This is a genomic window from Streptomyces venetus, from assembly GCF_039540295.1.
In the GTDB taxonomy this organism is placed as follows: Bacteria; Actinomycetota; Actinomycetes; order Streptomycetales; family Streptomycetaceae; genus Streptomyces; species Streptomyces venetus.
In genome coordinates this window covers 568,652-590,869 of the sequence record NZ_BAABET010000004.1, presented here as the reverse complement: position 1 = coordinate 590,869, position 22,218 = coordinate 568,652, and the positions used below count along the sequence as shown (strand labels likewise).

General features: G+C 73.2%; 19 protein-coding genes and 1 pseudogene. 7 read left to right on the top strand and 13 right to left on the bottom strand.

Features of this window, described 5'->3' with window-relative positions:
- Positions 1-84 precede the first annotated feature (84 nt).
- Positions 85-1,182 carry a WD40/YVTN/BNR-like repeat-containing protein gene (locus tag ABEA82_RS16405; protein ID WP_345662217.1) on the bottom strand — a complete coding sequence of 366 codons (1,098 nt, stop codon included), beginning with the start codon at positions 1,180-1,182 and terminating at the stop codon, positions 85-87.
- Between the two features lie 239 nt (positions 1,183-1,421).
- Between ABEA82_RS16405 and ABEA82_RS16400 the strand changes: the two genes are divergently transcribed.
- On the top strand, positions 1,422-2,006 hold the full coding sequence (locus ABEA82_RS16400) for an Rv1733c family protein (RefSeq protein WP_345662216.1): 585 nt from the start codon (positions 1,422-1,424) through the stop codon (positions 2,004-2,006).
- A gap of 297 nt (positions 2,007-2,303) precedes the next feature.
- Here the strand turns inward: ABEA82_RS16400 and ABEA82_RS16395 are convergent, their stop codons facing one another.
- The gene (locus ABEA82_RS16395; protein ID WP_345662215.1) at positions 2,304-4,373 is read right to left on the bottom strand and encodes a HEAT repeat domain-containing protein; all 2,070 of its coding nucleotides are present in this window, start codon (positions 4,371-4,373) and stop codon (positions 2,304-2,306) included.
- A gap of 116 nt (positions 4,374-4,489) precedes the next feature.
- A complete protein-coding gene (locus ABEA82_RS16390) occupies positions 4,490-6,157 on the bottom strand; it encodes an acyl-CoA dehydrogenase family protein (protein WP_345662214.1) in 1,668 nt (555 codons plus the stop codon).
- A gap of 75 nt (positions 6,158-6,232) precedes the next feature.
- Here ABEA82_RS16390 and ABEA82_RS16385 point away from each other — a divergent pair, with 75 nt between their 5' ends.
- Positions 6,233-7,006 carry a PaaX family transcriptional regulator C-terminal domain-containing protein gene (locus ABEA82_RS16385; protein ID WP_345662213.1) on the top strand — a complete coding sequence of 258 codons (774 nt, stop codon included), beginning with the start codon at positions 6,233-6,235 and terminating at the stop codon, positions 7,004-7,006.
- A 76-nt stretch (positions 7,007-7,082) separates the two neighbouring features.
- Here ABEA82_RS16385 and ABEA82_RS16380 read toward each other — a convergent pair whose 3' ends face one another.
- Both ABEA82_RS16380 and ABEA82_RS16375 read right to left on the bottom strand, forming a co-directional pair.
- On the bottom strand, positions 7,083-7,871 hold the full coding sequence (locus tag ABEA82_RS16380; RefSeq protein WP_345662212.1) for a pectate lyase: 789 nt from the start codon (positions 7,869-7,871) through the stop codon (positions 7,083-7,085).
- Positions 7,872-7,943: 72 nt separating this feature from the next.
- Positions 7,944-8,921 carry a pectate lyase family protein gene (locus ABEA82_RS16375; RefSeq protein WP_345662211.1) on the bottom strand — a complete coding sequence of 326 codons (978 nt, stop codon included), beginning with the start codon at positions 8,919-8,921 and terminating at the stop codon, positions 7,944-7,946.
- Positions 8,922-9,280: 359 nt separating this feature from the next.
- Between ABEA82_RS16375 and ABEA82_RS16370 the strand changes: the two genes are divergently transcribed.
- Complete coding sequence (locus tag ABEA82_RS16370; RefSeq protein ID WP_345662210.1) at positions 9,281-10,552, top strand: extracellular catalytic domain type 1 short-chain-length polyhydroxyalkanoate depolymerase; 1,272 nt, start codon at positions 9,281-9,283, stop codon at positions 10,550-10,552.
- Between the two features lie 18 nt (positions 10,553-10,570).
- Here the strand turns inward: ABEA82_RS16370 and ABEA82_RS16365 are convergent, their stop codons facing one another.
- Entirely contained in the window at positions 10,571-11,650 is a 1,080-nt protein-coding gene (locus ABEA82_RS16365) for an NADH:flavin oxidoreductase/NADH oxidase (RefSeq protein WP_345662209.1), read from the bottom strand.
- Positions 11,651-11,808: 158 nt separating this feature from the next.
- Here ABEA82_RS16365 and ABEA82_RS16360 point away from each other — a divergent pair, with 158 nt between their 5' ends.
- The gene (locus ABEA82_RS16360) at positions 11,809-12,156 is read left to right on the top strand and encodes an ArsR/SmtB family transcription factor (protein WP_345662208.1); all 348 of its coding nucleotides are present in this window, start codon (positions 11,809-11,811) and stop codon (positions 12,154-12,156) included.
- An 81-nt stretch (positions 12,157-12,237) separates the two neighbouring features.
- On the opposite strand, the gene ABEA82_RS16355 is transcribed toward ABEA82_RS16360, so the two are convergent.
- A complete protein-coding gene (locus ABEA82_RS16355) occupies positions 12,238-13,581 on the bottom strand; it encodes an FAD-dependent oxidoreductase (RefSeq protein WP_345662207.1) in 1,344 nt (447 codons plus the stop codon).
- A 210-nt stretch (positions 13,582-13,791) separates the two neighbouring features.
- On the opposite strand from ABEA82_RS16355, the gene ABEA82_RS16350 reads away from it, so the two are divergent.
- A complete protein-coding gene (locus ABEA82_RS16350) occupies positions 13,792-14,253 on the top strand; it encodes a DUF6214 family protein (protein ID WP_345662206.1) in 462 nt (153 codons plus the stop codon).
- Between the two features lie 66 nt (positions 14,254-14,319).
- Here ABEA82_RS16350 and ABEA82_RS16345 read toward each other — a convergent pair whose 3' ends face one another.
- The 5 genes from ABEA82_RS16345 to ABEA82_RS16325 form a co-directional block, all read right to left on the bottom strand.
- Entirely contained in the window at positions 14,320-15,003 is a 684-nt protein-coding gene (locus tag ABEA82_RS16345; RefSeq protein WP_345662205.1) for a TetR/AcrR family transcriptional regulator, read from the bottom strand.
- A 166-nt stretch (positions 15,004-15,169) separates the two neighbouring features.
- Positions 15,170-15,859: an HAD family hydrolase gene (locus ABEA82_RS16340; protein WP_345662204.1), complete on the bottom strand. Its 690-nt coding sequence runs from the start codon at positions 15,857-15,859 to the stop codon at positions 15,170-15,172.
- 9 nt (positions 15,860-15,868) lie between these two features.
- Positions 15,869-16,564: a phosphatase PAP2 family protein gene (locus ABEA82_RS16335; RefSeq protein WP_345662203.1), complete on the bottom strand. Its 696-nt coding sequence runs from the start codon at positions 16,562-16,564 to the stop codon at positions 15,869-15,871.
- A gap of 156 nt (positions 16,565-16,720) precedes the next feature.
- Positions 16,721-17,656, bottom strand: coding sequence for a M56 family metallopeptidase (locus tag ABEA82_RS16330; RefSeq protein ID WP_345662202.1), 936 nt, complete (start codon positions 17,654-17,656; stop codon positions 16,721-16,723).
- Positions 17,657-17,756: 100 nt separating this feature from the next.
- Positions 17,757-18,314 (bottom strand): DUF5134 domain-containing protein, encoded by a 558-nt coding sequence (locus ABEA82_RS16325; protein WP_345662201.1) that lies wholly within the window; start codon positions 18,312-18,314, stop codon positions 17,757-17,759.
- A gap of 150 nt (positions 18,315-18,464) precedes the next feature.
- On the opposite strand from ABEA82_RS16325, the gene ABEA82_RS16320 reads away from it, so the two are divergent.
- Positions 18,465-20,135, top strand: a complete 1,671-nt coding sequence (locus ABEA82_RS16320) for an FUSC family protein (RefSeq protein WP_345662200.1) — start codon at positions 18,465-18,467, stop codon at positions 20,133-20,135.
- Positions 20,136-20,872: 737 nt separating this feature from the next.
- Positions 20,873-21,379, top strand: a pseudogene (locus ABEA82_RS16315) (MarR family winged helix-turn-helix transcriptional regulator); the annotation flags it as partial.
- 42 nt (positions 21,380-21,421) lie between these two features.
- On the opposite strand, the gene ABEA82_RS16310 reads toward ABEA82_RS16315, so the two are convergent.
- Complete coding sequence (locus tag ABEA82_RS16310; RefSeq protein WP_345662199.1) at positions 21,422-22,183, bottom strand: VOC family protein; 762 nt, start codon at positions 22,181-22,183, stop codon at positions 21,422-21,424.
- Positions 22,184-22,218 lie beyond the last annotated feature (35 nt).

Below are 22,218 nucleotides of genomic sequence, written 5' to 3'. Positions count from 1 at the left end.
TGCCGATCCCCTTGGCCGCGAGGGTTCCAGCAGAACTCCTGAGGAGAACAATCACCCACGCGGCCCCTGCTCCGGCCCCGTGCGTCACCCGACGAGCGCGGCCCGTACGCACAGCACGTCCGGCAGATGCGAGGCGAGCTGCCGCCAGGTGTCGCCGTCGTCCGCCGACGCGAACACCTCGCCGTTGCGGTTGCCGAAATAGACGCCCGCGGGGTCGGCGTCGTCCGTGCACATCGCGTCCCGCAGCACCGTGCCGTAGTGGTCCTCCTGGGGCAGTCCCGCCGAGAGCGGCTCCCAGCTCTTGCCCGCGTCCACCGTCCGGTAGACCCGGCAGCGGTGGTCGGCCGGGACCCGGTCGGCGTCGGCGTTGATCGGGAACACGTACGCCGTGTCACCTCTGTGCGGATGCGCGGCCACGGCGAAACCGAACGTGGACGGCAGGCCCTCGCCGATGTCCGTCCAGTGCGCGCCCGCGTCGTCGCTGCGGTACACACCCCAGTGGTTCTGCAGATACAGCCGGTCCGCAGTGGCCGCGTCCCGCGCGACCTTGTGCACACACTGGCCGAACTCCGGGTTGGGGTCGGGCAGGAACACCGCGGAGACGCCCGAGTTGGAAGGCACCCAGCTCGCGCCGCCGTCCACGGTGCGGAACACACCGGCGGTCGAGACGGCCACCGTCACCGTCTGCGGGTCGCGCGCGTCGGTGAGCACCGTGTGCAGTCCCTCACCGCCGCCGCCCGGCACCCACTTCGACCGGGTGGGGTGCTCCCACAGGGGGCGGACGAGTTCGAACGTCTCCCCGCGGTCCGCCGAGCGGTACAGCGCGGCCGGTTCCGTGCCCGCGTACACCACGTCCGGCTCGGCGGCGGCCGGGTGCAGTTGCCACACCCGCTCCAGGGACGCGCCCGTGTCCTTCGGGAACTTGACGGCCGGCCGGGCCGGTTCGGTCCAGGTCCGGCCCAGGTCGTCGGAGTGGAACACGGACGGGCCCCAGTGCGCGCTGTCGCCGCCGGCCAGCAGCCGCGGGGTCATGCCCCGGGTGTCGATGGCGACCGAGTACACGGCCTGCGCGTTGAAGTAGGGGCTCTCGTCGAACTCCCAGGCGCCACCTCCCCGACGGCGCCCGATGAACAGGCCCTTGCGCGTGCCCACGGCGAGCAGTACCTCGGTCATGCCGATCACCTCCGCGACGTCGCCATTGACGCCCTCGTCTCAGACACCGGCCAGTCTGCACCCCACCACTGACAGTCACCTCTGGAGCGGGCTCCACCGCAGGTCAGGACCGTGTCGGCGACCGGAGGCCGCCGCCCCGGCGACGCCTGCGATGCCTTTCCGAGGTACGTGCAGTGAGCATCCAGGGGTCCGCTTCCGTATGGGGAGGGCGGCGGAATGGTCATGCGCTCATGAGGAGGATCCCTTCGATGGCGTTACGTGGTCCGAAGGTGTGGCTGTGGCGCTGGCGGCGCAATCCGCTCAAGCGCCGCGCCGACAGGGTGGAAGCCTGGGTCGTGCTGGGCGTGTGGACGCTCACCGTGGTCGTGGGGGTGCTGGCGGGCCTGAGCGTGAGCCGCTCCGTCGAGGAGGGGCTGGCCCGGGAGCGAGTCGAGTGGCGTCCCGTCGAGGCGCGGCTCGCGGAGAAGGCGCCCGGGAGGGCCGCCGAGAACGACGACGCGTCCCGTGCCGAGCACGTGTGGGCGCAGGCACGGTGGGCCGCCGCGGACGGCTCCCCGCACTCCGGCCAGGTGCGGGTTCTGGCGGGAAGCGCCGCCGGGACACCGATCACTGTGTGGACGGACCGCGAAGGCCTCCAGGTGACCCGGCCCGTCACCGAGAGCCAGGCCCGCGTACGGGCCGTGCTGATCGGCGGGGCGGCGGGCTTCCTCACCGCGGTACTGCCACTCGCGGCCGGCCGCGCGACCCGCCGCCATCTGGAGCGCCGCCGCATCGACCAGTGGGACGCCGAGTGGGCGCGCTTCGGGCCGATGTGGGGGCGTACGACGGGGTGAGGCGAGCAGCCGGACGAGCCTCGCCGGCCGGGTCGTCTCGTCCCTCGAGGGGAGGCCTCCCGGCGGGCCGGGCCGCCCCTGGGCGGGTCCCCCTCGGGCGGGTCGCCCCGGTCCTCGGCGTGGTGGGCGTGCAGCCCGGCGTTGCGGGGTACCGCTGCGCCCACCCTCCCCCAAGCTCTCGGCTTCGCTCGAGCAGGGGGGACCCCCACCGCCCCAGCGGCACGACTGCCCGCAGCGGTGCGCGCCGGTCAGCGGCACGACTGCCCGCAGCGGTCGGGCCGGTCCCCAGACGGGTCCTCAAACGGCCCCCGGGCGGGGCGTCCCGCCCAGTGCCTCCCGGCACATGCGCAACAGCGTCTCGTCCTCATGGATGTCGTGGACGCTGTGGGCGGCGGCGTTCGCGCGGTGCCGTCGTGGGGTGTGGAGCTCCGCTCGCAGGAGGTCGTGCACGGGCGTTGCCGCGGGGCCCAGCGCCGCCGCGCACCCGGCGATCGTCGTGCGCGTGCGCGGGTGCTCCACCCATGCCGCGCGGAGGACGGGAAGGACCGGCTCCGGCTCTCCGGTGATCCGCCACACCGCACAAGCGGCCGCTGCCCGTTCCGACGCGTCCTCCGAGCCGGTCATCCGGCACAGCTCGGGCAGCGCCGTACCGGCCGCCGGGCCCAGCCGGCCGAGTGCGTCCGCCGCAGCCCGGCGCTGCCGACCGAGCCCCGGGTCCGTCAACCCCCGGACCAGCGCGGGTACCACAGAGTCCGTCTCGCCCGTGACCGACCACAGCGCCTGCGCGGCCGCGACGGCGCAGTCGGTGTCCAGCAGCCTCCGCAGGTCCGGTATCGCCTCGTGCGCGGTGCCGCCGAACGCGCCGACGGCACGGACGGCCGCTTCCGTGACGGCGTCGGGCAGTCGCGCCGCGTCCGGCAGGCCACGCAGCAGACGCAGCACCGACGGCACGGACTCGGCGTCGCCCAGCGCCGTGAGAGCGGACAGCAGGGGGACGGCCGGTCTCTGTATGCCGGGCTCGTCGAGCGGAAGGCGGGCGAGCCGTCGCCGTAACGCGGGAGCGAGCGGCCCGGCCGCACGGCCCAGGTGGGGTATCACCAGCCCGAGGTCGTCGGGTACGACAGGCCCCGCCAGCACCTCGGCCAGCAGCGGCGTGGCCCGCGCGTCCCCGGCCCGGGCCAGCACCTTGAGCGGCCCGCCCAGCGTCGGAGCACCCCGCTCCGCGTGCCGTATCCGAAACTCGGGGCGGCAGGCCACCAGTGCGTGGAGGTGGTCGGCGGCGGGCCCGGCCAGCTCGAACAGCTCTCCCAGGACGGCGACCGCCGCATCGTGCAACCAGCCTTCTTCGGCGCCCAGTTGCGCCCCTATCAGGGCGACCGGCCCCTCGGCGCCGGTACGCCACTCGCGGAACAGCCCGGCCGACATCCACACGGCGTTGCACCGGTCGAGGGGGTCCGGGCTGGTCAGCTGCCCGCACAGCAGGGCGATCCGGTCGGCCACCCGCCCGCCGAGCGCGGAGTGCAGGGTTCGCAGCAGCTGGGAGCCCTCCTCGTCCGACGGGCGCAACCGCCGCAGCCGGCCGGCCAGCGTGTCCGCACCGGGACCGTCCTGCGCGCGTCCCGTACCGGAGCGCTGCCCGGACCTGTCCCGGAGCAGCCGGACGACGGTCGGCACGAGATCGCCGGGGAGCAGCTCCGGGGCGCAGCCCGCGAGCCGGCCGAGCGCGGCGAGCCGCAGTCCGGGGCCGTGAGGGGGTTCGCTCAGGGTCGCCAGCAGGCGCACCGCCTCGGCGGCGCGGGTCTGGTCGGCCGACCGGTGCCGCCGTGCGAACAGGCCGAGGCTCTCGATCAGGGCGAGCAGGACCCGGTCGTCCCGCTCCACGGTGATCCGCTCCCGCAACAGGGTGAGCACCCGCGCCGGCGGGTCGAGGAACCGCACGAGCGCCTTCGGAGCGGCCCGGCGGACCCCGGCGTCCGGGTCTGCCGCCAGCCGGACGAAGACCTCCGCCCCCGCCCGCAGCTCGGCCCGGGCCCGCGCGGCGAAGCCGTCCCCGGCGTCACCGTCCTCGTCCCCGACCTCATCCCCAACCCCGTCGACGCCACCGATGCTGACGAGGAGCTCCACGACCGTCGCCCGGTCCCGCACCTCCTCGCGGGCCGCGAGCGCGAGAAGAAACGGAACACAGGCGAGCGTCGAGTCGTACACGTCTCCCCGGTGGTGCACGGCGCCGTACATCCCGTCGAGCGCGGTCTGCCGCTCGGCCGGATCGGCGGAGGCCAGTCCCCGGAGCAGTCCGGGCACGTCTTCCGCACTGCCGTGCGCATGCCGCAGCGAGGCCCAGTCGACCTCGTCGATCCCCCTGAACACGTTGTCCTCCCCAGGCGAAGTGCCAACTGACGGGGAGTCTGCACCACGACACTGACAACGAAGCGGAATCGGGAGATGACTGTGCGCGATCTGTGCGTCCGTTGGCCGACGGTGACTCAGTCGCCGCCGGGAAGCGCGCGTTCCACGATCGTGCCGAGGTCCGCCGCCTCAGGCAACGTTCCGAACGCGTACCCCCAGTCGCCCCCGAGCCGGGTCGCGCAGAACGCGTCGGCCACCGCCGGCGGGGCGTGGCGGACGAGGAGGGAGGCCTGGAGTGTCAGGGCCGTCTGCTCCACGAGCCGGCGGGCGGTCGTCTGGGACGCCTCGGGCAGCCGGTTCTTCAGCCGTGTCACGGCCGCGTCGAGCCGGGCGTCCGCACCTCGGGCGAGGGCGAGCTCGGCGAACAGGGCCTCGGCGGTGCCCGGTTCGCGGCTCAGCGCCCGCAGCACGTCGAGGGCGTTGACGTTCCCCGAGCCCTCCCAGATGGACAGCAGGGGAGCCTCGCGGTAGTGCCGCGGCATGCCCGAGTCCTCGACGTAGCCGTTGCCGCCGAGACACTCAAGAGCCTCCGCGGTGAACGCCGGGCCCCGCTTGGTCACCCAGTACTTGCCGACGGCCGTGGCGATCCGGCGGAACGCGCTCTCCCCGGCGTCCCCGCGGATCGCCCGGTCGGCCGCCCCGGCCAGCCGCAGGGTGAGGGTCGTGGCGGCCTCGGACTCCAGCGCCAGGTCGGCCAGGACGTTGCGCATCGCCGGCTGGTCGACCAGCCGCGCGCCGAACGCGCTGCGGTGCCGCACGTGGTGCCCCGCCTCGACGAGGGACTTGCGCATCAGCGCGGCCGACATCATCACGCAGTCCAGCCGCGTGCAGTTGACCATCTCGATGATGGTCTTGACGCCCTGGCCCTCGGGGCCGACCAGCCAGGCGACGGTCCCGTCGAACTCGGGCTCGGAGGACGCGTTGGACCGGTTGCCCAGCTTGTCCTTCAGCCGCTGGATGCGGAAGGTGTTGCGGGTGCCGTCGGGCAGCACGCGCGGCACCAGGAAGCAGGACAGGCCGCCCGGGGCCTGCGCCAGAACCAGGAACACGTCGCACATCGGCGCCGAGGTGAACCACTTGTGGCCCCGCAGGGTGTACACGCCGGGTTCGGCGGTGGGTGTGGCCGTGGTGGTGTTGGTCCGGACGTCGGAGCCGCCCTGCTTCTCGGTCATCCCCATGCCCGCCAGCAGGCCCCGCTTCTCCGAGGGCACCCGGAGACCGGGTTCGTACTCGCGGCTGGTCAGCAACGGCTCGTAGACCTTAGCCAGCTCCGGCTGCCTGCGCAGCGCGGGCACGGCGGCGTAGGTCATCGACGTGGGGCAGCCGTGTCCGGCCTCGGTGTGCCCCCAGACCAGTCCGCCCGCCGACCGGGCGACATGCGCGCCGGGCCTGTCGTCCGCCCAGGGCGACGCGGCCAGCCCCTCCGCGATCGCGGTGCGCATCAGATGGTGCCAGCTCGGGTGGAACTCGACCTCGTCGACGCGGTTGCCGTACCGGTCGTGGGTGCGCAGCTCCGGCTCGTGGCGGTTGGCCAGCTCTGCCCATTCCTGCGCCTGGACGCTGCCGGCCTGCCTGCCGAGCCGCCGCAGCTCCTCCTCGGCCCACCCGGCGCCCTCCCGCCGCAGCCCCTCCAGCAGGGCCGTGTCGTCGGAGGCGTCGTACGGGGCGAGGGGCGGGGCCTGGTTGGTGACCTCGTGCGTGGCGGGGCCGGTGTTCACCCGCTGTTCCTCGGATGTCGGGACCATGCGCCGAGTGTTGCACTCACGCTACGGTCGCAGCAATCCTGCAACAGTGAATTCCGCCGCGTACAGTACGTGACCATGCCGACGAACGTCCCCGCGCGGCCCGGCGCGCTCGACCTGCGCCCCCTGTCCGCGCGGTCGGTCGTGCTGAGTCTGCTGCTCGGAACGCATCCCCCGGAGCTGCCGGCCAGGGAACTCGCACGGCTGGTGCGGGGCTTCGACGTCGGCGGCTCCACCTTGCGGGCGGCGCTCAGCCGGATGGTGGCCGCCGGTGACCTGCGGCGCACGGACACCGGCTACCGCCTCAGCGAACGGCTGCTGGAACGCCAGGGCCGCCAGGACGACGCCGTGCGGCCGCGCACGCGCGCGTGGGACGGCGACTGGGAGATGGTGGTGATCACCGCGACGGGGCGCGGTCCCGCCGAACGCGCGGACCTGCGGGCCCGGCTGACCGGTCTCCGGCTCGCCGAGCTCCGCGAGGGCGTCTGGCTCCGGCCCGGCAACCTCGCCCGGGCCCTGCCCGGCGACCTGGACCGGGTGGCCCAGCCCTACACGGCCCGCCCCGACCGGCCCGGGCGCGACCTGGCCGCGGCCCTGTGGCCGCTGGACACTTGGTCCGCCACCGCCCGCGCGCTGCTCGACCACATCACCGGGGCGCTCCGCCCCGCCGACCGCCTGGCGGCCTTCGCGGCCGTCGTACGGCACCTGCTGGCCGATCCCGTCCTGCCGCCCGAACTCCTGCCCGCCGACTGGCCCGGCGCCGAACTGCGCGCCGCCTACGCCGACTACCAGGGGGAGCTGACGCGGGACGCGGTCACGCGGACTCGGGACGTGGGCACCCACCCGGCATGACGCCGACGGCCGTGCGAAACGCCCGCCGGGACGCTTCGCACGGCCGTCTTCACCGTGGGGGGCTGCTCTGCTGGGGCTACCTGTAGGTGATGTCCGAGGTGGAGTAGAGGCAGTTCTTGCTGTCGGGCCCGGATCCGACCGCGGAGTTGTTGTTGTACTTCTGGCAGGGCACGACCTTGCGGCCGGAGTCGTTGCGGATCGTGATGCCGCGCAGCGTCGCCACGTCGTTGCGGTTGACGTTGATGCCGACGATCCGCGCGGTGGAGCCCGTGCCGGTCACGTCGATGGTGTTGAGGTTCACCTTGCGGGTGTACTGCGTGGAGCAGTCGCCGCAGGAGCGGTAGAGCGTCTTGAACTCCTGCACCGCGAAGTCGGAGACGGTCAGGGTGCCGCCGCCGTTGTGCTGGAAGACCTTGTCCGCCGCCTTCTTCGCGCCGCCGCCGATCACCTGGTAGGTGGCGCCGTTGCCGCCGCGGAAGGTGGCGGCGTCCTCGCCGACGTCCTCCCACCAGACGTTCTGCAGCGTGCAGCTGCCCTCGCAGTGGATGCCGTCGGCCGCGGGGGCGCCGAGGATGACGTTCTTCAGCACCGCGCCGTCCGCGAGCTCGAAGATCGGGTCCTGGCCCTCCTCCTGGCCGTCACCGGCCAGGTCTCCGGTGCCGTAGAACCGCTTCATTCCGTAGTCCTTGGTGCCGGACACGGAGATGGTGGAGGAGGTCCCCTGGCTGCCGTTGGGGGTCGGCCATGTGGCGGCGCTCGCCGTGGGGGCGTTGGTAGTCATGATCATGCCAACCGAGAGGCCGAGCGTGGCCAGTGCGCCGGTCAGCGCGCGCCTGCGGGCGCGCGGACGTGTCGCAGAAGTCATGTCCCGATTCCTTCTGTCGTCTGAGCGGATGTGTCACTGAGCGGATGTGGGATGTCCGGACGGACGGGGGTGTCAGAGCTTTCCGGCGCCCGCGCCCGACGTCACCGAGGCGACGACGGACGAGGCCGGTTCCGCCGAGTAGCTGTAGGGCGGGCTGGTGAAGGTGCCGACCCGCGAGACCTCGGTCGCGGCTCCACCGAGGTCGTTGCCGCGCAGGTTGGCGTATCCGTCGACGTCGCTGCTGCGGTTCGTGGTGACCGCGACCTTCGTCGAGCGGAAGACGTTGTTCTCGACCAGCATCTGGGCGCCCATGCGCGAGTGGCAGGCGGTGTCGGCGCCCTCGACGTAGTTGTTGTAGAAGTGCCCCGTGCCGAAGCGCAGGCTGGGGATGCGTGAGTACACGTTGGCGAAGTGGTTGTGGTGGTACGTCACCTTCAGCCGGCCTGTGTCCTGGCTCGCGTTGTTGTCGCTGTGGCCGACGAGCGAGCCCTTGAAGTGGTTCTTGAAGGTGTTCCAGGACACCGTGACGCCGTCCGCGCCGTGGTTGACGTCCAGTAGACCGTCGTAGAAGTCCTTGTCGTGATCGCGATCGGCCGAGAAGGAGTTGTGGTCGATCCAGACCTTGGTGGACGCCTCGACGGTGATGCCGTCGGCGGGCGCGACCGGCTTGCTGATGTTCAGGTTGCGGACGACGACGTTCGACACCTTCTTCAGCCGCAGCCCGCCGCCGGTGAACCCGGACGACGAACCCACGCCCAGGACGGTGGTGTTGGAGCCGACGTCGACCTGTCCGCTCAGCGGGATCAGGCCGCTGACCCGGACGACCTTGGCCGAGTCGCCGGTCACGGCCGACTTGAAGGCGCTCAGGGTGGAGACGGTGACCGCCGAGGCGTTGCCGCCACCCGTCGTGCCCGCGCCGAACCCGACCGGCGAACTGTCGGCGGCCCCGGCCGGCTGGGGAACGGCCAGGACCGCCATCGTCGCCAGGGCGGATGCGGCGGCGACGGCCAGGGTGGATCTCTGTGCGCGAGTGCGTGGGGGAGTACGCATGTGGGGTGCGTCCCTTCGTGGTGCCTTCATGGAGCCAGTGGGTCATGTATGTGAATAGCGTTCTTCATGCTGTTCACTGCGCATGCCATGTGGGACCCGTTCGAGCTTCTGGGTCACACTGCTGAACGGAACGTAGGGGGCAAGCGCTTTCTAGTCAACGCCTCGCGCAGTACACATTCGGCCAGCCCTGGTCACGACGGGGAGGGTGTGGGAGCGCTTCCATGAAGGCCATGTCCATGCCACGATGCTCTCCATTCGCTGGAACGCCGCACCACGCCCCGAGAGCCGCTCCCCACGACGGAAGGGACACAGGCGTGTCTGCCACTCCCCACCCCACGGCGAGGAGACCATTGCGGTCGATGCTCCTCGCGCTCGTCGCCGCCCTGCTGCCGTTACTGGCGGCCACCGTGCTCACCGCGCCCGTGGCCGCCGCCCGGGAGCGGGCCGTACCGGCCGCGGCCCTCACCGAGGTCACCAACTTCGGTACGAACCCCAGCAATCTGCGGATGTACCTGTACGTGCCGGAGAGCGTCACCCCGAACCCGGCGGTCGTGGTCGCCGTGCACTGGTGCACCGGCTCGGGCCCGGACATGTACAACGGCACCGAGTACGACACGCTGGCCGACCGATACGGGTTCATCGTGCTCTACCCGTCCGTCACCCGCAGCAGCAAGTGCTTCGACGTCTCCTCGCCCCAGGCCTTGCGGCGCGGCGGCGGCAGCGACCCCGTCGGCATCAAGTCGATGATCGACTGGGTGACACGCACCTACGACGCCGACACCACCCGGGTGTTCGCCACGGGCATCTCCTCCGGCGCGATGATGACGAACGTCCTGCTCGGCGACTACCCGGACGTGTTCGCGGCGGGAGCCGCCTTCTCCGGCGTGCCGTTCGCCTGCTTCGCCACCACCGACGGCTCCGAGTGGAACAGCGCCTGCTCGGGCGGCACGGTCACCCACACCCCGCAGCAGTGGGGCGACCTGGTCCGCAACGCGTACCCCGGGTACAGCGGCCCCCGCCCGCGGATGCAGACCTGGCACGGCACCCAGGACGACGTCCTGCGCTATCCCAACTTCGGAGAGCAGATCAAGCAGTGGACGAACGTCCAGGGCGTGAGCCAGACCCCGGCCGCGACCGACACCCCCCAGCCGGGCTGGACCCGCACCCGCTACGGCGGCACGGGTGACCAGGCCCCCGTGGAGGCCATCAGCCTCCAGGGCGTCGGCCACAACCTCTACGCCCAGGGCATGGCCTCCCGTGTCCTCACCTTCTTCGGCCTCGACAAGTCCGGCCCGGCTCCCCAGCCGCAGCCCGGCGGCTGCAAGGTGACGGCCGCGGTGAACGCCTGGAACACCGGCCTGACCGCCTCCATCACCCTCACCAACACCGGCACGACGACGGTCGACGGCTGGAAACTCGGCTTCACCCTGCCCTCGGGGCAGACGGTCACGGGCGGCTGGGGCGCCACCTACACGCCGTCGTCCGGGGCGGTCACCGCCACCAACGTCTCGTACAACGCCACCATCGCGCCGGGTGCGAGCGTGAGCATCGGCTATCAGGCCAGTCACGGCGGCAACAGCGCGGCTCCGGCCGCGTTCACCCTCAACGGGACGGCGTGCGCGGCCGGTTGACGTACTCGGGGTGCCGGCTCAGACCGACCGGTGGTACTGGTCCGGCACCCGCACCTCACCGCCGAGCTCGCGGGCAGCGAGCCGGGCCCAGGAGGGGTTGCGCAGCAGCTCGCGGCCCAGCAGGACCGCGTCCGCCTCGCCGTTGGCCAGGATCTTCTCGGCCTGCTCGACCTCCGTGATCAGCCCCACCGCTGCGACCGGCAGCGTCGTCTCCCGCTTCACCCGGGCGGCGAAAGGCACCTGGTAGCCGGGGCCGGTCGGGATGCGGACACCGGAGGCGTTGCCACCGGTCGAGACGTCCAGCAGGTCGACACCGTGGGCCTTCAGGTCGGAGGCGAAGCGGACGGTGTCGTCCGCGCTCCAGCCGTCCTCCTCCAGCCAGTCGGTCGCCGAGATACGGAAGAACAGCGGCTTGTCCTGCGGCCACACCTCCCGCACGGCGTCGACGACCTCGAGCGCGAAGCGGGTGCGGTTCTCGTAGGAGCCGCCGTAGGCGTCGGTGCGGTGGTTGGAGTGCGGGGAGAGGAACTCGTTGATCAGGTAGCCGTGGGCGCCGTGGATCTCGGCGATCTCGAACCCGGCGGCGAGTGCGCGGCGGGCCGCGGCGGCGAACTGCCCGACCACGTCCCTGATCTGGTCGGTGGTCAGCTCGGCCGGGGCCGGGTGACGGTCGTCGAACGCGATCGGGCTCGGCGCCACGGAGTCCCAGCCGTACGCGTCCGGGCCGACCGGGGCGCCGCCCTTCCAGGGGCGGTCCGTCGACGCCTTGCGGCCGGCGTGGGCCAGCTGGATCGCCGGCACCGTGCCCTGCGAGGCGAGGAATCGGGTGATCCGACGGAAGGCCTCGACCTGCGTGTCGTTCCAGATGCCGAGGTCGTACGGCGAGATGCGGCCCTGTGGCGACACCGCGGTGGCCTCCACGATGATCAGGCCCGTGCCGCCGGCCGCGCGGGCGGCGTAGTGCGCGAAGTGCCAGTCGGTGGGGGCGCCGGTCTCCGGGCCCTCCGGCGCCGCCGAGTACTGGCACATCGGGGGCATCCACACGCGGTTGGGGATCGTCACATCGCGCAGGGTCCAAGGCTCGAAGAGCGCGGTCACGGCGGACTCCATTCGTCACGGGGTCGATGGCGACTCGTACGATAGGCATCGTAGTACGGTGGATGTCAAACTACGATGCTTCTCGTACTATGGGGTCCCCGGAAGATGTATCGGGGTACACCCGAAGAAACGGGGTTCCTCGAAGGAGTGGAGTTGCCGTGACCTCGCCCGCTGTCAGCAGCCGCGACCTCCCGCATCCCGGGTGTGACGAGATCCGGCTGGAGGGTGTGCTGCACGCGCTCTCCGACCCGATGCGGTTGCGGATCGTGTCGGAGCTCGCCGCCGTGAGCGGGGAGTTGTCCTGTTCGGACTTCGAGCTGCCGGTCACCAAGTCGACGACGACGCACCATTTCCGGGTGCTGCGGGAGAGTGGGGTGATCCGGCAGGTCTATCGGGGGACGGCCAAGATGAACGGGCTGCGGCGGGACGATCTGGAGGGGCTCTTTCCCGGGCTGCTGGACGCTCTGCTCGACGCGGCGGGGCGGCAGGCTGTTCGTGGTGGGTGACCGTCGGCAGGGGGCCGGGGGCCCGTCGTGGCTTGTCCCGCCCACGCGGCTGAGCCGCCCGGTGATACGGACCCGCGCCCCTTACGGGGCGCTGTCGTGCGCGGCCTTCATCAGGGACTGCCAGTCGGGGAGCTTCACCACGCCCCTGCCGAGCGATGCGCCCAGTTCCGCTTCCGCCCGCTCGATCGACTGCCAGCCCGTCCACTCGACCGGCTCGATGCCCTCCATGCGCAAGGCCGTGAGGGAATCCGCAGGGACGTCCTTGAGGACGAGTGACGGGGCGTCCTCCAGGACGGACGTCGCCGTCTCCTTCGCGCAGGGGCGGTTCGTGCCGATGACGCCCGTCGGTCCGCGCTTGATCCAGCCGGCCACGTACTCGCCCGGAGTGACGACTCCTTCGCGTACGACCCGTCCGGCCAGGTTCGGCACCGTGCCGGTGGTCGTGTCGAACGGCAGGCCCTCCAGCGGCACCCCTCGGTAGCCCACCGAGCGCAGCACCAACTGCGCCTCGATGTCCTCGTACCGGCCCGTGCCCGTCACGCCGCCCCGCCCGTCCGGTGCCGTCCGCTCGAAGCGGACCGCCCCCACGTGACCCCCGTCGGCGAGCAGTTCGACCGGACGGAGGAAGAAGCGCAGCCTGATGCGGCGCGGTGCGTCTCCCCGCGGTGCCTCGGCCCAGCCGCGCAGCGCTTCCACGTTGCGGCGCTGCGGGGCCGGCAGTGCGGACGGGTCGGTGTACCCGGGATCCGATGCCGCTTCCGCCGGCTCGACGGTGACGTCCGTCTCCGGCAGGGTGCCCAGCTCGCGCAGCTCCTTCGTGGTGAAGCGGGCCTGCGACGGGCCGCGCCGGCCCACCATGTGGATCTCGGTCACCCGGCTCGCCGCCAGCGCGGTCAGGGCCGCCTGCGGCATGTCGGTCGGGCTCAGCTCGGCGAGGCCGCGCGCCAGCATCCGGGTGACGTCCACGGCCACGTTCCCCACGCCGATCACCACGGCCGACCGGGCGTCCCGAAGGAACCCGCCGTCCACGGCGTCCGGGTGGGCGCTGTACCAGGCGACGAACCGGGTCGCCGACCAGCTCCCGGGCAGGTCCTCACCGGGGATGCCCAGACGCCGGTCCGTGGCGGCGCCCACGCAGTACACCACCGCGTGGTAGATCTGCCGCAGCCGGGCGACCGGCACCCCGCCGGGGCCTGCCTGGACACCGCCGAGGAACCGGACCCGGTCGTGCTCCAGGATCGTGCGCAGGTTGTTCTGCAGCGACTTGATCTTCTCGTGGTCCGGAGCCACGCCGTAGCGGACCAGGCCGTACGGGCACGGCAGCCGGTCCAGGACGTCGACGCGCACCCCGGAGTCCAGCTGGACGAGGCTCTGGGCGGTGTAGCACCCGCTCGGCCCGGAGCCTACGACGGCGACTCGCAGCACGGCGGAACTCCTTACCCGAGGGATCCCGACGGATCTCAGGAGGGCGCTGACGCCTCCAGCATCGCACCGGCGGGGCTCCGCTGACAGGGTGCTGTGCTCCCCTCGGGGCGCGTGTCCGATCTATAGGGAAGGTGATCATTCAGTTACGTTTCGTGTGTGCTGGAAGCATCCTTTCTTAATCTTTCTGATCGCTCTCCGGCGGACGGAGCGGTGTCCGTGCGGCCCGCCTGGGAAGTGCGGGAGAACCAGGACGCCACGCGGTGGTTCGACGTCCGGCTGGCCTTCACGGACGGCGCCTGCGTCGACGCGCTGGCCGTCGTGACCGGGGGAAGCGTCGGCGTCGAGGAGGTGCGCGCCGAACCCGCGCTGTCCCTCGACGACCTGGCTGTGCTCGCGGACTGGATCGAGGAGCCGCTGGCCGAGGCCTGCGGAGCCGCCGCCCAGACGGCCGGAAGCCACGGCGGTCAGGGGCGTCGCGCGCGGCAGGACTGGCCGCGCGGCGCGGAGGGGCGGTGGCTGGTGGCTCAGGAGTACCGCGCGGCCCAGCGCAACGGGTCCGACCCGGTCCTCGCCGTGATGTGCGCGACCGGGCACAGCCGCCGTACGTCACTCCGGCTGATCGGCCAGGCCCGGGACGCCGGCTTGCTCGCCCCGCGCCGGGCCCGGCGCTGAGCCGGCTTGCTCACCCCACGCCGGGCCCGGCGCTGAGCCGGCTGCCCTGAGCGATGGGCGCGACCGCTACGCCTGGACCTCCGGTTCGCGCCCCTGTGCGGCGCCGGTCGCGAAGAACCGGGACAGATCCGCGTCGCCCACCCCACCGGGCACCGTCGCCTCCGGCGGGACGCCCATCTCCCAGTCGAGCCGGTAGCGCTTGAACAGCTCGGCCCGCAGTACGGGCACCGGCATCGGCACCCCCGGCACCAGGGTCGCGTACACCGCGCCCATCAGCAGGGCGCGCAGCATCGGGTAGTCGCTGTCGACGTCCTGTGAACCGCGCCGGGCGACGGTGTCCCGCAGCAGTTCGGCCAGGCGGCGCTGTTCCGGGCAGGGCATGAAGCCCTCGGCCTGCAGCAGCCCGGCCATGTGCTGGCGCATCAGCACCGGCCGGTCCCTGGCCAGGCCCAGGATCGCGTCGATGGCCCGGGCCATCCGCTCCCGGCCGTCCTCGGTACGCGGCTCGCGCTCCAGGGCCTCCTCCAGCGTGCGGTGCATCAGCCGGTGCACGGCCGACTGCACCAGCTGGCGCTTGCCCGGGAAGTAGTACGAGACCAGGCCGCGCGCCGAGCCCGCCCGGTCCGCGATGTCGCCGAGGGTCGTGGCCTCGAACCCGTGCTCACCGACCAGCTCGACCGCCGCCTGCAGAAGCCGCTCCTTCGAACGTCTCCGCAACTCTTCGTTGACCGAGGCGCTGCGCGGGGACATGCTGTAACTCCTGCGTTGACTGGCTGCCAGCCAACTATACTCGGAGACGTCCGGCCAGGACCGTGCGGTCCGGGCCGGCGATGCCGTCTGCCTCGGGCGACGCGGGGGATCGTCCGAGGCGGGCGAGCAGACGACCAGGTGGTGGCCTAGGGCTACCTGTTGACCCTCAGCCCACCAGTTCCAGAACCGGACGCAGCCCGTCCGGCCGGTCGGTCACCGGCAGGTGGTCCACGAAGTGCACCCCGCATCCCAGAGCGGTGGCGCCGCCGTCGGCCCTGCGGTCGTCGCCGACCATGATCGTGCGGCGCGGATCGGCGCCGAGCGCCTCGCAGGCGGTGGCGAAGAGCCGCGGATCGGGCTTCTGGATGCCGTGCTCGTACGACAGGACGTACGCGCCGACGTAGGGATCCAGTCCGTGCTCGCGGAAGACCGGGCGCAGGTCCCAGCCGATGTTGCTCACCACCCCGACGGGGATGCCCCGCTCCCGCAGGGTGCGCAGCACCTCCACGGCGTCCGGGTAGGGGGACCACGCCGCGGGGCTCATGTGGCGGTCGTAGAGCGCTTCGTGCAACGCCGGGTCGGGCAGCGTCACTTGGCGGGAGAGGCCGGTGTAGGCCGCCCGGTGGAGTGCGGCGCTCTGGTCGCGGATCACCCAGGCTTCGGCGAGTTCCTCCGGCACGCGCGCCGGATCACCACCGCCCGGCAGCGCCCCGATCGCCTCCAGCGCCCGCGCCGCCGCGGTGAACTCCGCCTCGGCGAGCCGGAGTCCGGCGTCCGTGAGGGTGCCGCGCAGCCAGGAGTCGGTGGACTCGACACGGAAGAGGGTTCCCGAGAAGTCGAACAGCACAGCCGTCATGGGGCGATCCTATGAGGCCCCCGCGCCCGGCGAGGTCCGCGCCGGCGAGCGCTCGTGCGTCCACACCGCCAGGGCCACCACCAGCGCGCCCAGCAGCCAGCCACCCACCACGTCCGACGGCCAGTGGACCCCCAGCCAGACACGGGTCAGCCCGACGCCGACCACGGAGACGACGGCCATGGCCAGGGCCGTGCGCCACACCGCCCGGCCGACGCCGTGACGGTGCAGCAGCCACAGGAGCAGGCCGCACACGACGGTGGCGGTCATGGCGTGCCCCGACGGGTAGGCCGAGTAGTGGGCCGAGTCCACGGGGTCGGGCCACACCGGGCGGGGACGGTCCACCATCGCCTTGATGCCCTGCTGGAGCAGCGTGCCCAGCGTGACGGTCAGCGCCAGCCACACCGCCGTCCAGCGGGCCGCGAGCCGCACCACCAGCCACACCACGACGACCGCCGTCAGCAGACGCATCGTCCACGGGTCCCACACCCAGTCGGTCAGGATGCGGCACGTCCGGGTGAGGGCGGGCTCCTCGACCGCCCAGTCGTGGGTGGTGGCGGCGATGTCTCCGTCCGCGCTCATCAGCGGGCTCCATCTGACCGCCACGAGACTCAGCAGCAGAAGCGAGCACAGGGCGAGGACACCGGCCGAACCGGCGGCGGTGCGGTGCTGCGGGCGGGGCGGGGAGTCGACGGACTGGGTGTGCATGATGTGATCCTCGCCGAACCGGGGGCTCCGGATCCAGTACGGTGACGACCTTCCGGCCCGGAAGAGCGGGCTTCGGCCACTCCGCGCCTCCGGGTTCGGCCACCCCCCGCTCCGGGTCCGGACGTCGACCACCGGGTACCCGCGATCCGGGCCCGGTCACCCCAGCGCGCGCAGTCCCGGCACGAACGCCACCAGCACCGGCACCACGGGCACCAGCGCGGCCGCCGCCGTCAGCCGCAGGCGCCGTGCGGGGGGCAGCCGGTCCGGGGGAGTGAGCAACCGGTGCACCCGGGCCGGGACATGGGCCTGCGGTGTCGGACAGGGGCCGAACGCGCCGCGGTGCTCGTTGAGTTCGACCAGGGCCAGGGCGGTGGTCAGGCGGCCGAAGCGGCGGGACGCCGTGTCGTCGGCGGCGAGTTCGACCAGGCGGTGCATCTCGTCGCGGAACGCGGCGAACACCGGCACCTGCGGAAAGCCGCCCGCCAGGGCGGAGGAGCAGTTCAGCAGCCAGTCGTGCCGGGCCCGTGCGTGCCCCTGCTCGTGGGCCAGCACCGCGTCCAGCTTCCGGCCCTTCAGGCGGCGCAACGCGGCCGTGGTGACGACCAGTTGGGGCGGAGTGCCGGGCAGCCACCAGGCGTCGGGACGCTCGCTCTCCAGCACGACGAGCCGGCCGGACACGGCCACCTCGCCCGGCAGCAGCGGGGCCCGGACCAGTAGGTCCGCCCGTCGGCGGCGGCGCCGGGCGCGGGCCCGTCCGACCTCGCGGAACAGCATCGCCACGCTCCACAGCCCACCGCAGGCCAGCGCGACCGCGGTGGTCGCCGCCCAGGGGCCCGCCGTACCCAGGGCGTAGGCCTCGACGACCCGGCCGGGCGCCGTCGCGAAGACGTGCCCGCCGACGGCGTGCCAGGCCGCCGCCGCGCTGAGTGTCATCGACAGCGCACAGCACACGATCACGGCCGCCACGACGCACTGCCACACCCACAGCGCCACCACCGGCTCACGGTCGGGCCAGTCCGCCCGGGCGAGCAGCCGGGGAGCGACCACAGCGGTCAGGGCGCCGAGCAGCAACAGTGCCGCGGGGAGCATCATGACGGGCAGCTTATGAGCGCGGCACCCCCCACGGGTACGACTTGCGTCGCCGAAGTGACGCAGTCAACGGAATCCGTATGCCGTGCCGAACGCCCCCTGCTCACAAGGTCAGCAGCATCGCCACCATCGCGATCCCCATGGACAGCCGGCAGGCCAGGGCCAGCTCCGGCCGGTCGCCCCAGCCGTCGGACCCGCTGCGGGCCCCGCTCCCGGCCACGGCGGCCACCGGCACCAGCCGGACCCCCGTCAGCAGCACGTAACCGGCGAAGTAGAGCAGCAGCGCCCCCGTCAGGAGCGGGATCCCCGATCCGCCCTGGCCGTGCAGGTGCGCGGGGGAGCCGGCCATGACGACGGACATGTAGACCATGGCCGCGGCCCCCACCAGATGGTGCAGGTGGTGCGCACCGGCCCGCGCGGCCCACAGCGCGCGCACCGCGGCCGCCCCGAACACGGCCGCGTAGAGGGGCCAGGCCCACGAAGGCGGGGTGAAGACGGCCGCCGGCACGGCCATCGCGGCCATCCCGAAACCCATCAGCGCCTCGCCACCCGCGGCGCTGCGCTGCTCCTCGGCGCCGCTGCGCATCCGCAGCAGGCAGTAGGCGCCGGCCGCCGCGCACAGCGCCACCAGCAGCCAGCCGGACGAAGCCGGTCCGTGCACGGGCACCTCCCCGCTCGACAGTCGGTCATTCGATGCCCCGGCCGCGTGGCGCGCACGCGAGCGCAAGGGTGTACATGGGGAGCGTTCGACGGAGCACCGCAGGTGAGAGGCTGTGTTTTACAGATAAAACACCTGCTAACCTTGTTTCCCATGAGCAGTGCGACCCCTGTCCCCACCTCCGCGCCCGCCCGGCGTCTTCCGCTGGCGGGCGTGCTGCGCGTCGGCCGTCCGTCGGAGATCTGGTTCAAGCCCGCGCTGAGCGTGGTCGCGGCGATCGCTCCGCCCAACCTCACCCTGCTGGCGCTCGGCCGGCTCGACCTCGCGATGTACACGATGGCCGGGTCCCTGTGCGCGCTGTACGCCCACAACCGCCCGTACGCCGCCCGGGCCGGGACCCTGGCGCGGGTCGTGTTCGGCATGCTCGGCGGGCTCGCCGTGGCCCTGGTCGCCGCGTCGCTGACGGCCAGTGCCGCCGTGCTCGTCACGGTCGGGGCGCTGCTGGCCGCCGCGCAGAAGGTGCTGTGCGACGCCACCCGGGTCGGCCCGCCGGGCAACGTCGTCCTGACGTTCGTCAGCTCGGCCTCCCTGTTCGCGCCGCAGACCCTCGGCCAGGTCCCCGGCCATCTGGCCCTGGCCGCCGCGACGGGGGCCTGGGCCTGGCTGGTCTGCATGGCGCCCGCGCTCGTCCGCCCGCACGGCCCGGAGCGCCGCGCCACGGCCCACGCCCTGAAGGCAGCCGCCGCGTACGCCGACACGGACGGTACGGGCGAGGGGCACGCCCGGACCCGGGCCGCGGGCTACGCCGCCGTGCACGCGGCCTGGCAGTCGCTGCTCGCCACCGACGCCCGCTCCCGGACCCGGCGCGGCCTGGAACGGCTCGTGGTCCGGGCCGAGGTCGCCCTCGCCGCACCGACGGAGGCCGACGCCGGCCGGCTGCGCGCCTGGGCACGCTCCCTGCGCGGAACCGGGCCCGTCCCGCAGGCAGGTCTGCCCCGGGCGGCCGCCGACGAACTCCTCGGTGTGGACGCGGCCAGGCCCCTGTGGACGCGGCTGGGCCCGCTCACCCCCCTCGCCCTGCGTACCGCGCTCGGTTGCGCGCTCGCCGGCTACGCCTCCCTCGCGCTCGGCATCGGACGCCCCTACTGGGCGCTGGTCACCGCCGCCTCGCTCTACCAGGCCAACATCGCCCTGACCTGGAGCCGTGCCGTGCAGCGCGTCGTGGGCAACGTGGTCGGGGTGCTCGTCTTCGCGGCCGTCGTGCCGCTCGCGCACCTGGGCCAGACGGCCCTCGTGCTGTGCTGCCTCGCGTTCAGCTTCGGCGCGGAGTTGCTGATCAGCCGCAACTACTGGCTCGGCAGCGTCTGCGTGACCCCGATGGCCCTGCTCATCACCGAGTTCGCCGGACAGCAGAAGCCGGGCGAGCTGGTGACGGAGCGGGTCGTGGACACCGTGGTCGGCGCCGTCGTCGGCTTCGTCGCCGCCGTCGCCGTCACCAACCGGCGCGCGGGCGACCGCGTCGAACACGCCCTGACCACCGCCGACCGGGCCCGTGAGCGGGCCGCTCGTCTGCTGGCCGAGCCGGACGCCGATCCCGCCGCCCTGGACGCCGCCCGCCGCGGTCTCGCCGTCGCCCTGATCGACCTGCGAGCCACCGCCGACGCCGCGGCCGGCGAATGGTGGCAGCGCGCCCTGCCTCAGGAGCGGGTCGTGCTCACCGAACAGTCCGGACACCGTACGCTCGCCGCGACGGTACGACGCCAGGGGCTGCTCCCGGACCGGGGCGCGGGCACCGAGAACGAGACGGAGGACGTACGGCCATGACGGCGACGGAGGGACCATCGCCCGCGGGGGGAGCACCGGGGACCGGCCCGGATCCGGTGACCGGGACCGGACCGGGGCCCGGCTCGCGGCCCTCGGCCGGAGGCGGCCCGGTGACGGACGGCCGGGCGGCCGCGCCACACGGAGCGCGAGGCGACCTCACCGGCAGAGGGGCGGCCGGCGGGGCGCCTTCGGCTGGAGCGGATCCGGCGGGTGGTGCTGTGGGCGGCGAGGACCGGGGCGGTGGGGCTTTCGTGGCGGGTGGTGACCGGGCCGGAGGGCCCCTCGTGGGCGGAGAGGATCTGGACGGCGTCCGGGGGGTCGGTGGGGCGCCTTCGGCCGGAGGGGACCCGGCTGGCGCTGCCTCCCGGGCCCGCGGTGATCGGGACGGCGGGGCCCTCGCGTCTGAGGGCGGGGACGCGGACGGGGACGCGGACGGCGGGACCTCGGCGACTGGTGGCCATGCGGCCGGTGGTGCTTCTGCGGCCGGTGAAGATGGGGATGGCGGGACCTTCGCGACTGGTGGCCATACAGCCGGTGGTGCCTCTGCGGCCGGTGAGGATCGGGACGGCGGGAACCATGCGGCCGGTGAGGATCGGGACGGTGGGAACCATGCGGCCGGTGAGGATCGGGACGGCGGGAACCACGCGGCTGGTGAGGATCGGGACGGCGGTTCCTTCTCGGTCGGTGGCGGTCCGGCCGGTGCGGCACTCTCCGGCGGAGACGGACCTGCCGGCGTCCGGCGGGGCGACACCGTCGCTTCCGTCGTCGGACAGTGGCGGGCCGTTCACCCCGGGCTCGACACCGGGCCGATGGAGATCATCGGGCGGATCAACCGATGTGCGGCCCTGCTTCAGCAGGCCGAGGACGCCCCACTGCGCAGGGCCGGTCTCAGCCGCCCCGAGTTCGATCTGCTCGGGGCGCTGCGCCGCACCGGACACGAACTGACACCGGGGGAGCTGGCACGGGAGACCTTCTCCTCGGGGGCCGCCGTCACCAAGCGGGTGAAGCAGCTGACCGAACGCGGTCTGGTCGAACGCCGTGGCGACAGCCGCGACCGCCGGGTCGCCCACCTCCGCCTCACGGACGCCGGACGCGACCTCGTCGACGCCGTCCTGCCCGCCCAGCTCGCCTACGAGGCCGCAGCCCTGTCCGGCATGGACGCCCCCGACCAGGGCGAACTCGCCGCGCTGCTGGGGGCGTTGCTCGGCCAGCTGGAGGGGCGCCTGGGCGGGCTGCGGGCCTGAGCCGGGCCACGCCACGCCTCCGTCCGCGCGGACAGGAGGCGATCAGCCCTCCTCGCCCGCCCGGTACACGCCGAACACGGCCCCCTGCGGATCCCGCAGCACCGCGATACGCGGCCCGTCGGGCACGGACGTGGGCACCATCAGGACATCGCCGAACTCCTGGACGACGGCGGTCGTGGCGTCCACGTCCGCCACGGCGAAGTACGGCAGCCAGTGGGCCGGCACCTCGGGCGGGAACTTGTCGTCCATGGTCACCATGCCGCCGAAGTCCGCGCCCTCGACGCCCCACCGGGTGTAGCGCTCCGACGGGCCGACGGTCCAGCCGAACACCCGCGTGTAGAAGGTCACGGCCTGTTCCGGATCCCGGGTGTACAGCTCCACCCAGCCCAGCGAACCGGGCGCGTTGAACAGCCCCGCGCCCGGGAACGTCCCCGCCTGCCACAGCTGGAAGACCGCGCCGGTCGGATCCGCGGCCACCGCGAAACGGCCCACGTCGAACACGTCCACGGGGCCGAACAGCACCGTCCCGCCCGCCTCGGTCACCGCGCGAACGGTGGCGTCCGCGTCCGTCACCGCGAACGACACGTTCCACGCGACGGGCTGCGACGGCTGGTACAGCGGGGCGAGCGCGGCGACGGCCGCGTCCCCGAGGTGCGCGACGGTGTAGCCGCCCGCCTCCTGACGCGGATCCGTCTCGGCGCGCCAGCCGAACAGCCTCGTGTAGAACCGCTGGGCCGCTGCCATGTCCGTGGTCCCCAGCTCGGTCCAGCAGGGCCCGCCGGTCACCGGTGCGTCGAGCTTCATGGCGTTCCTTCCGCAGGGACATCCCCGGGCATGAG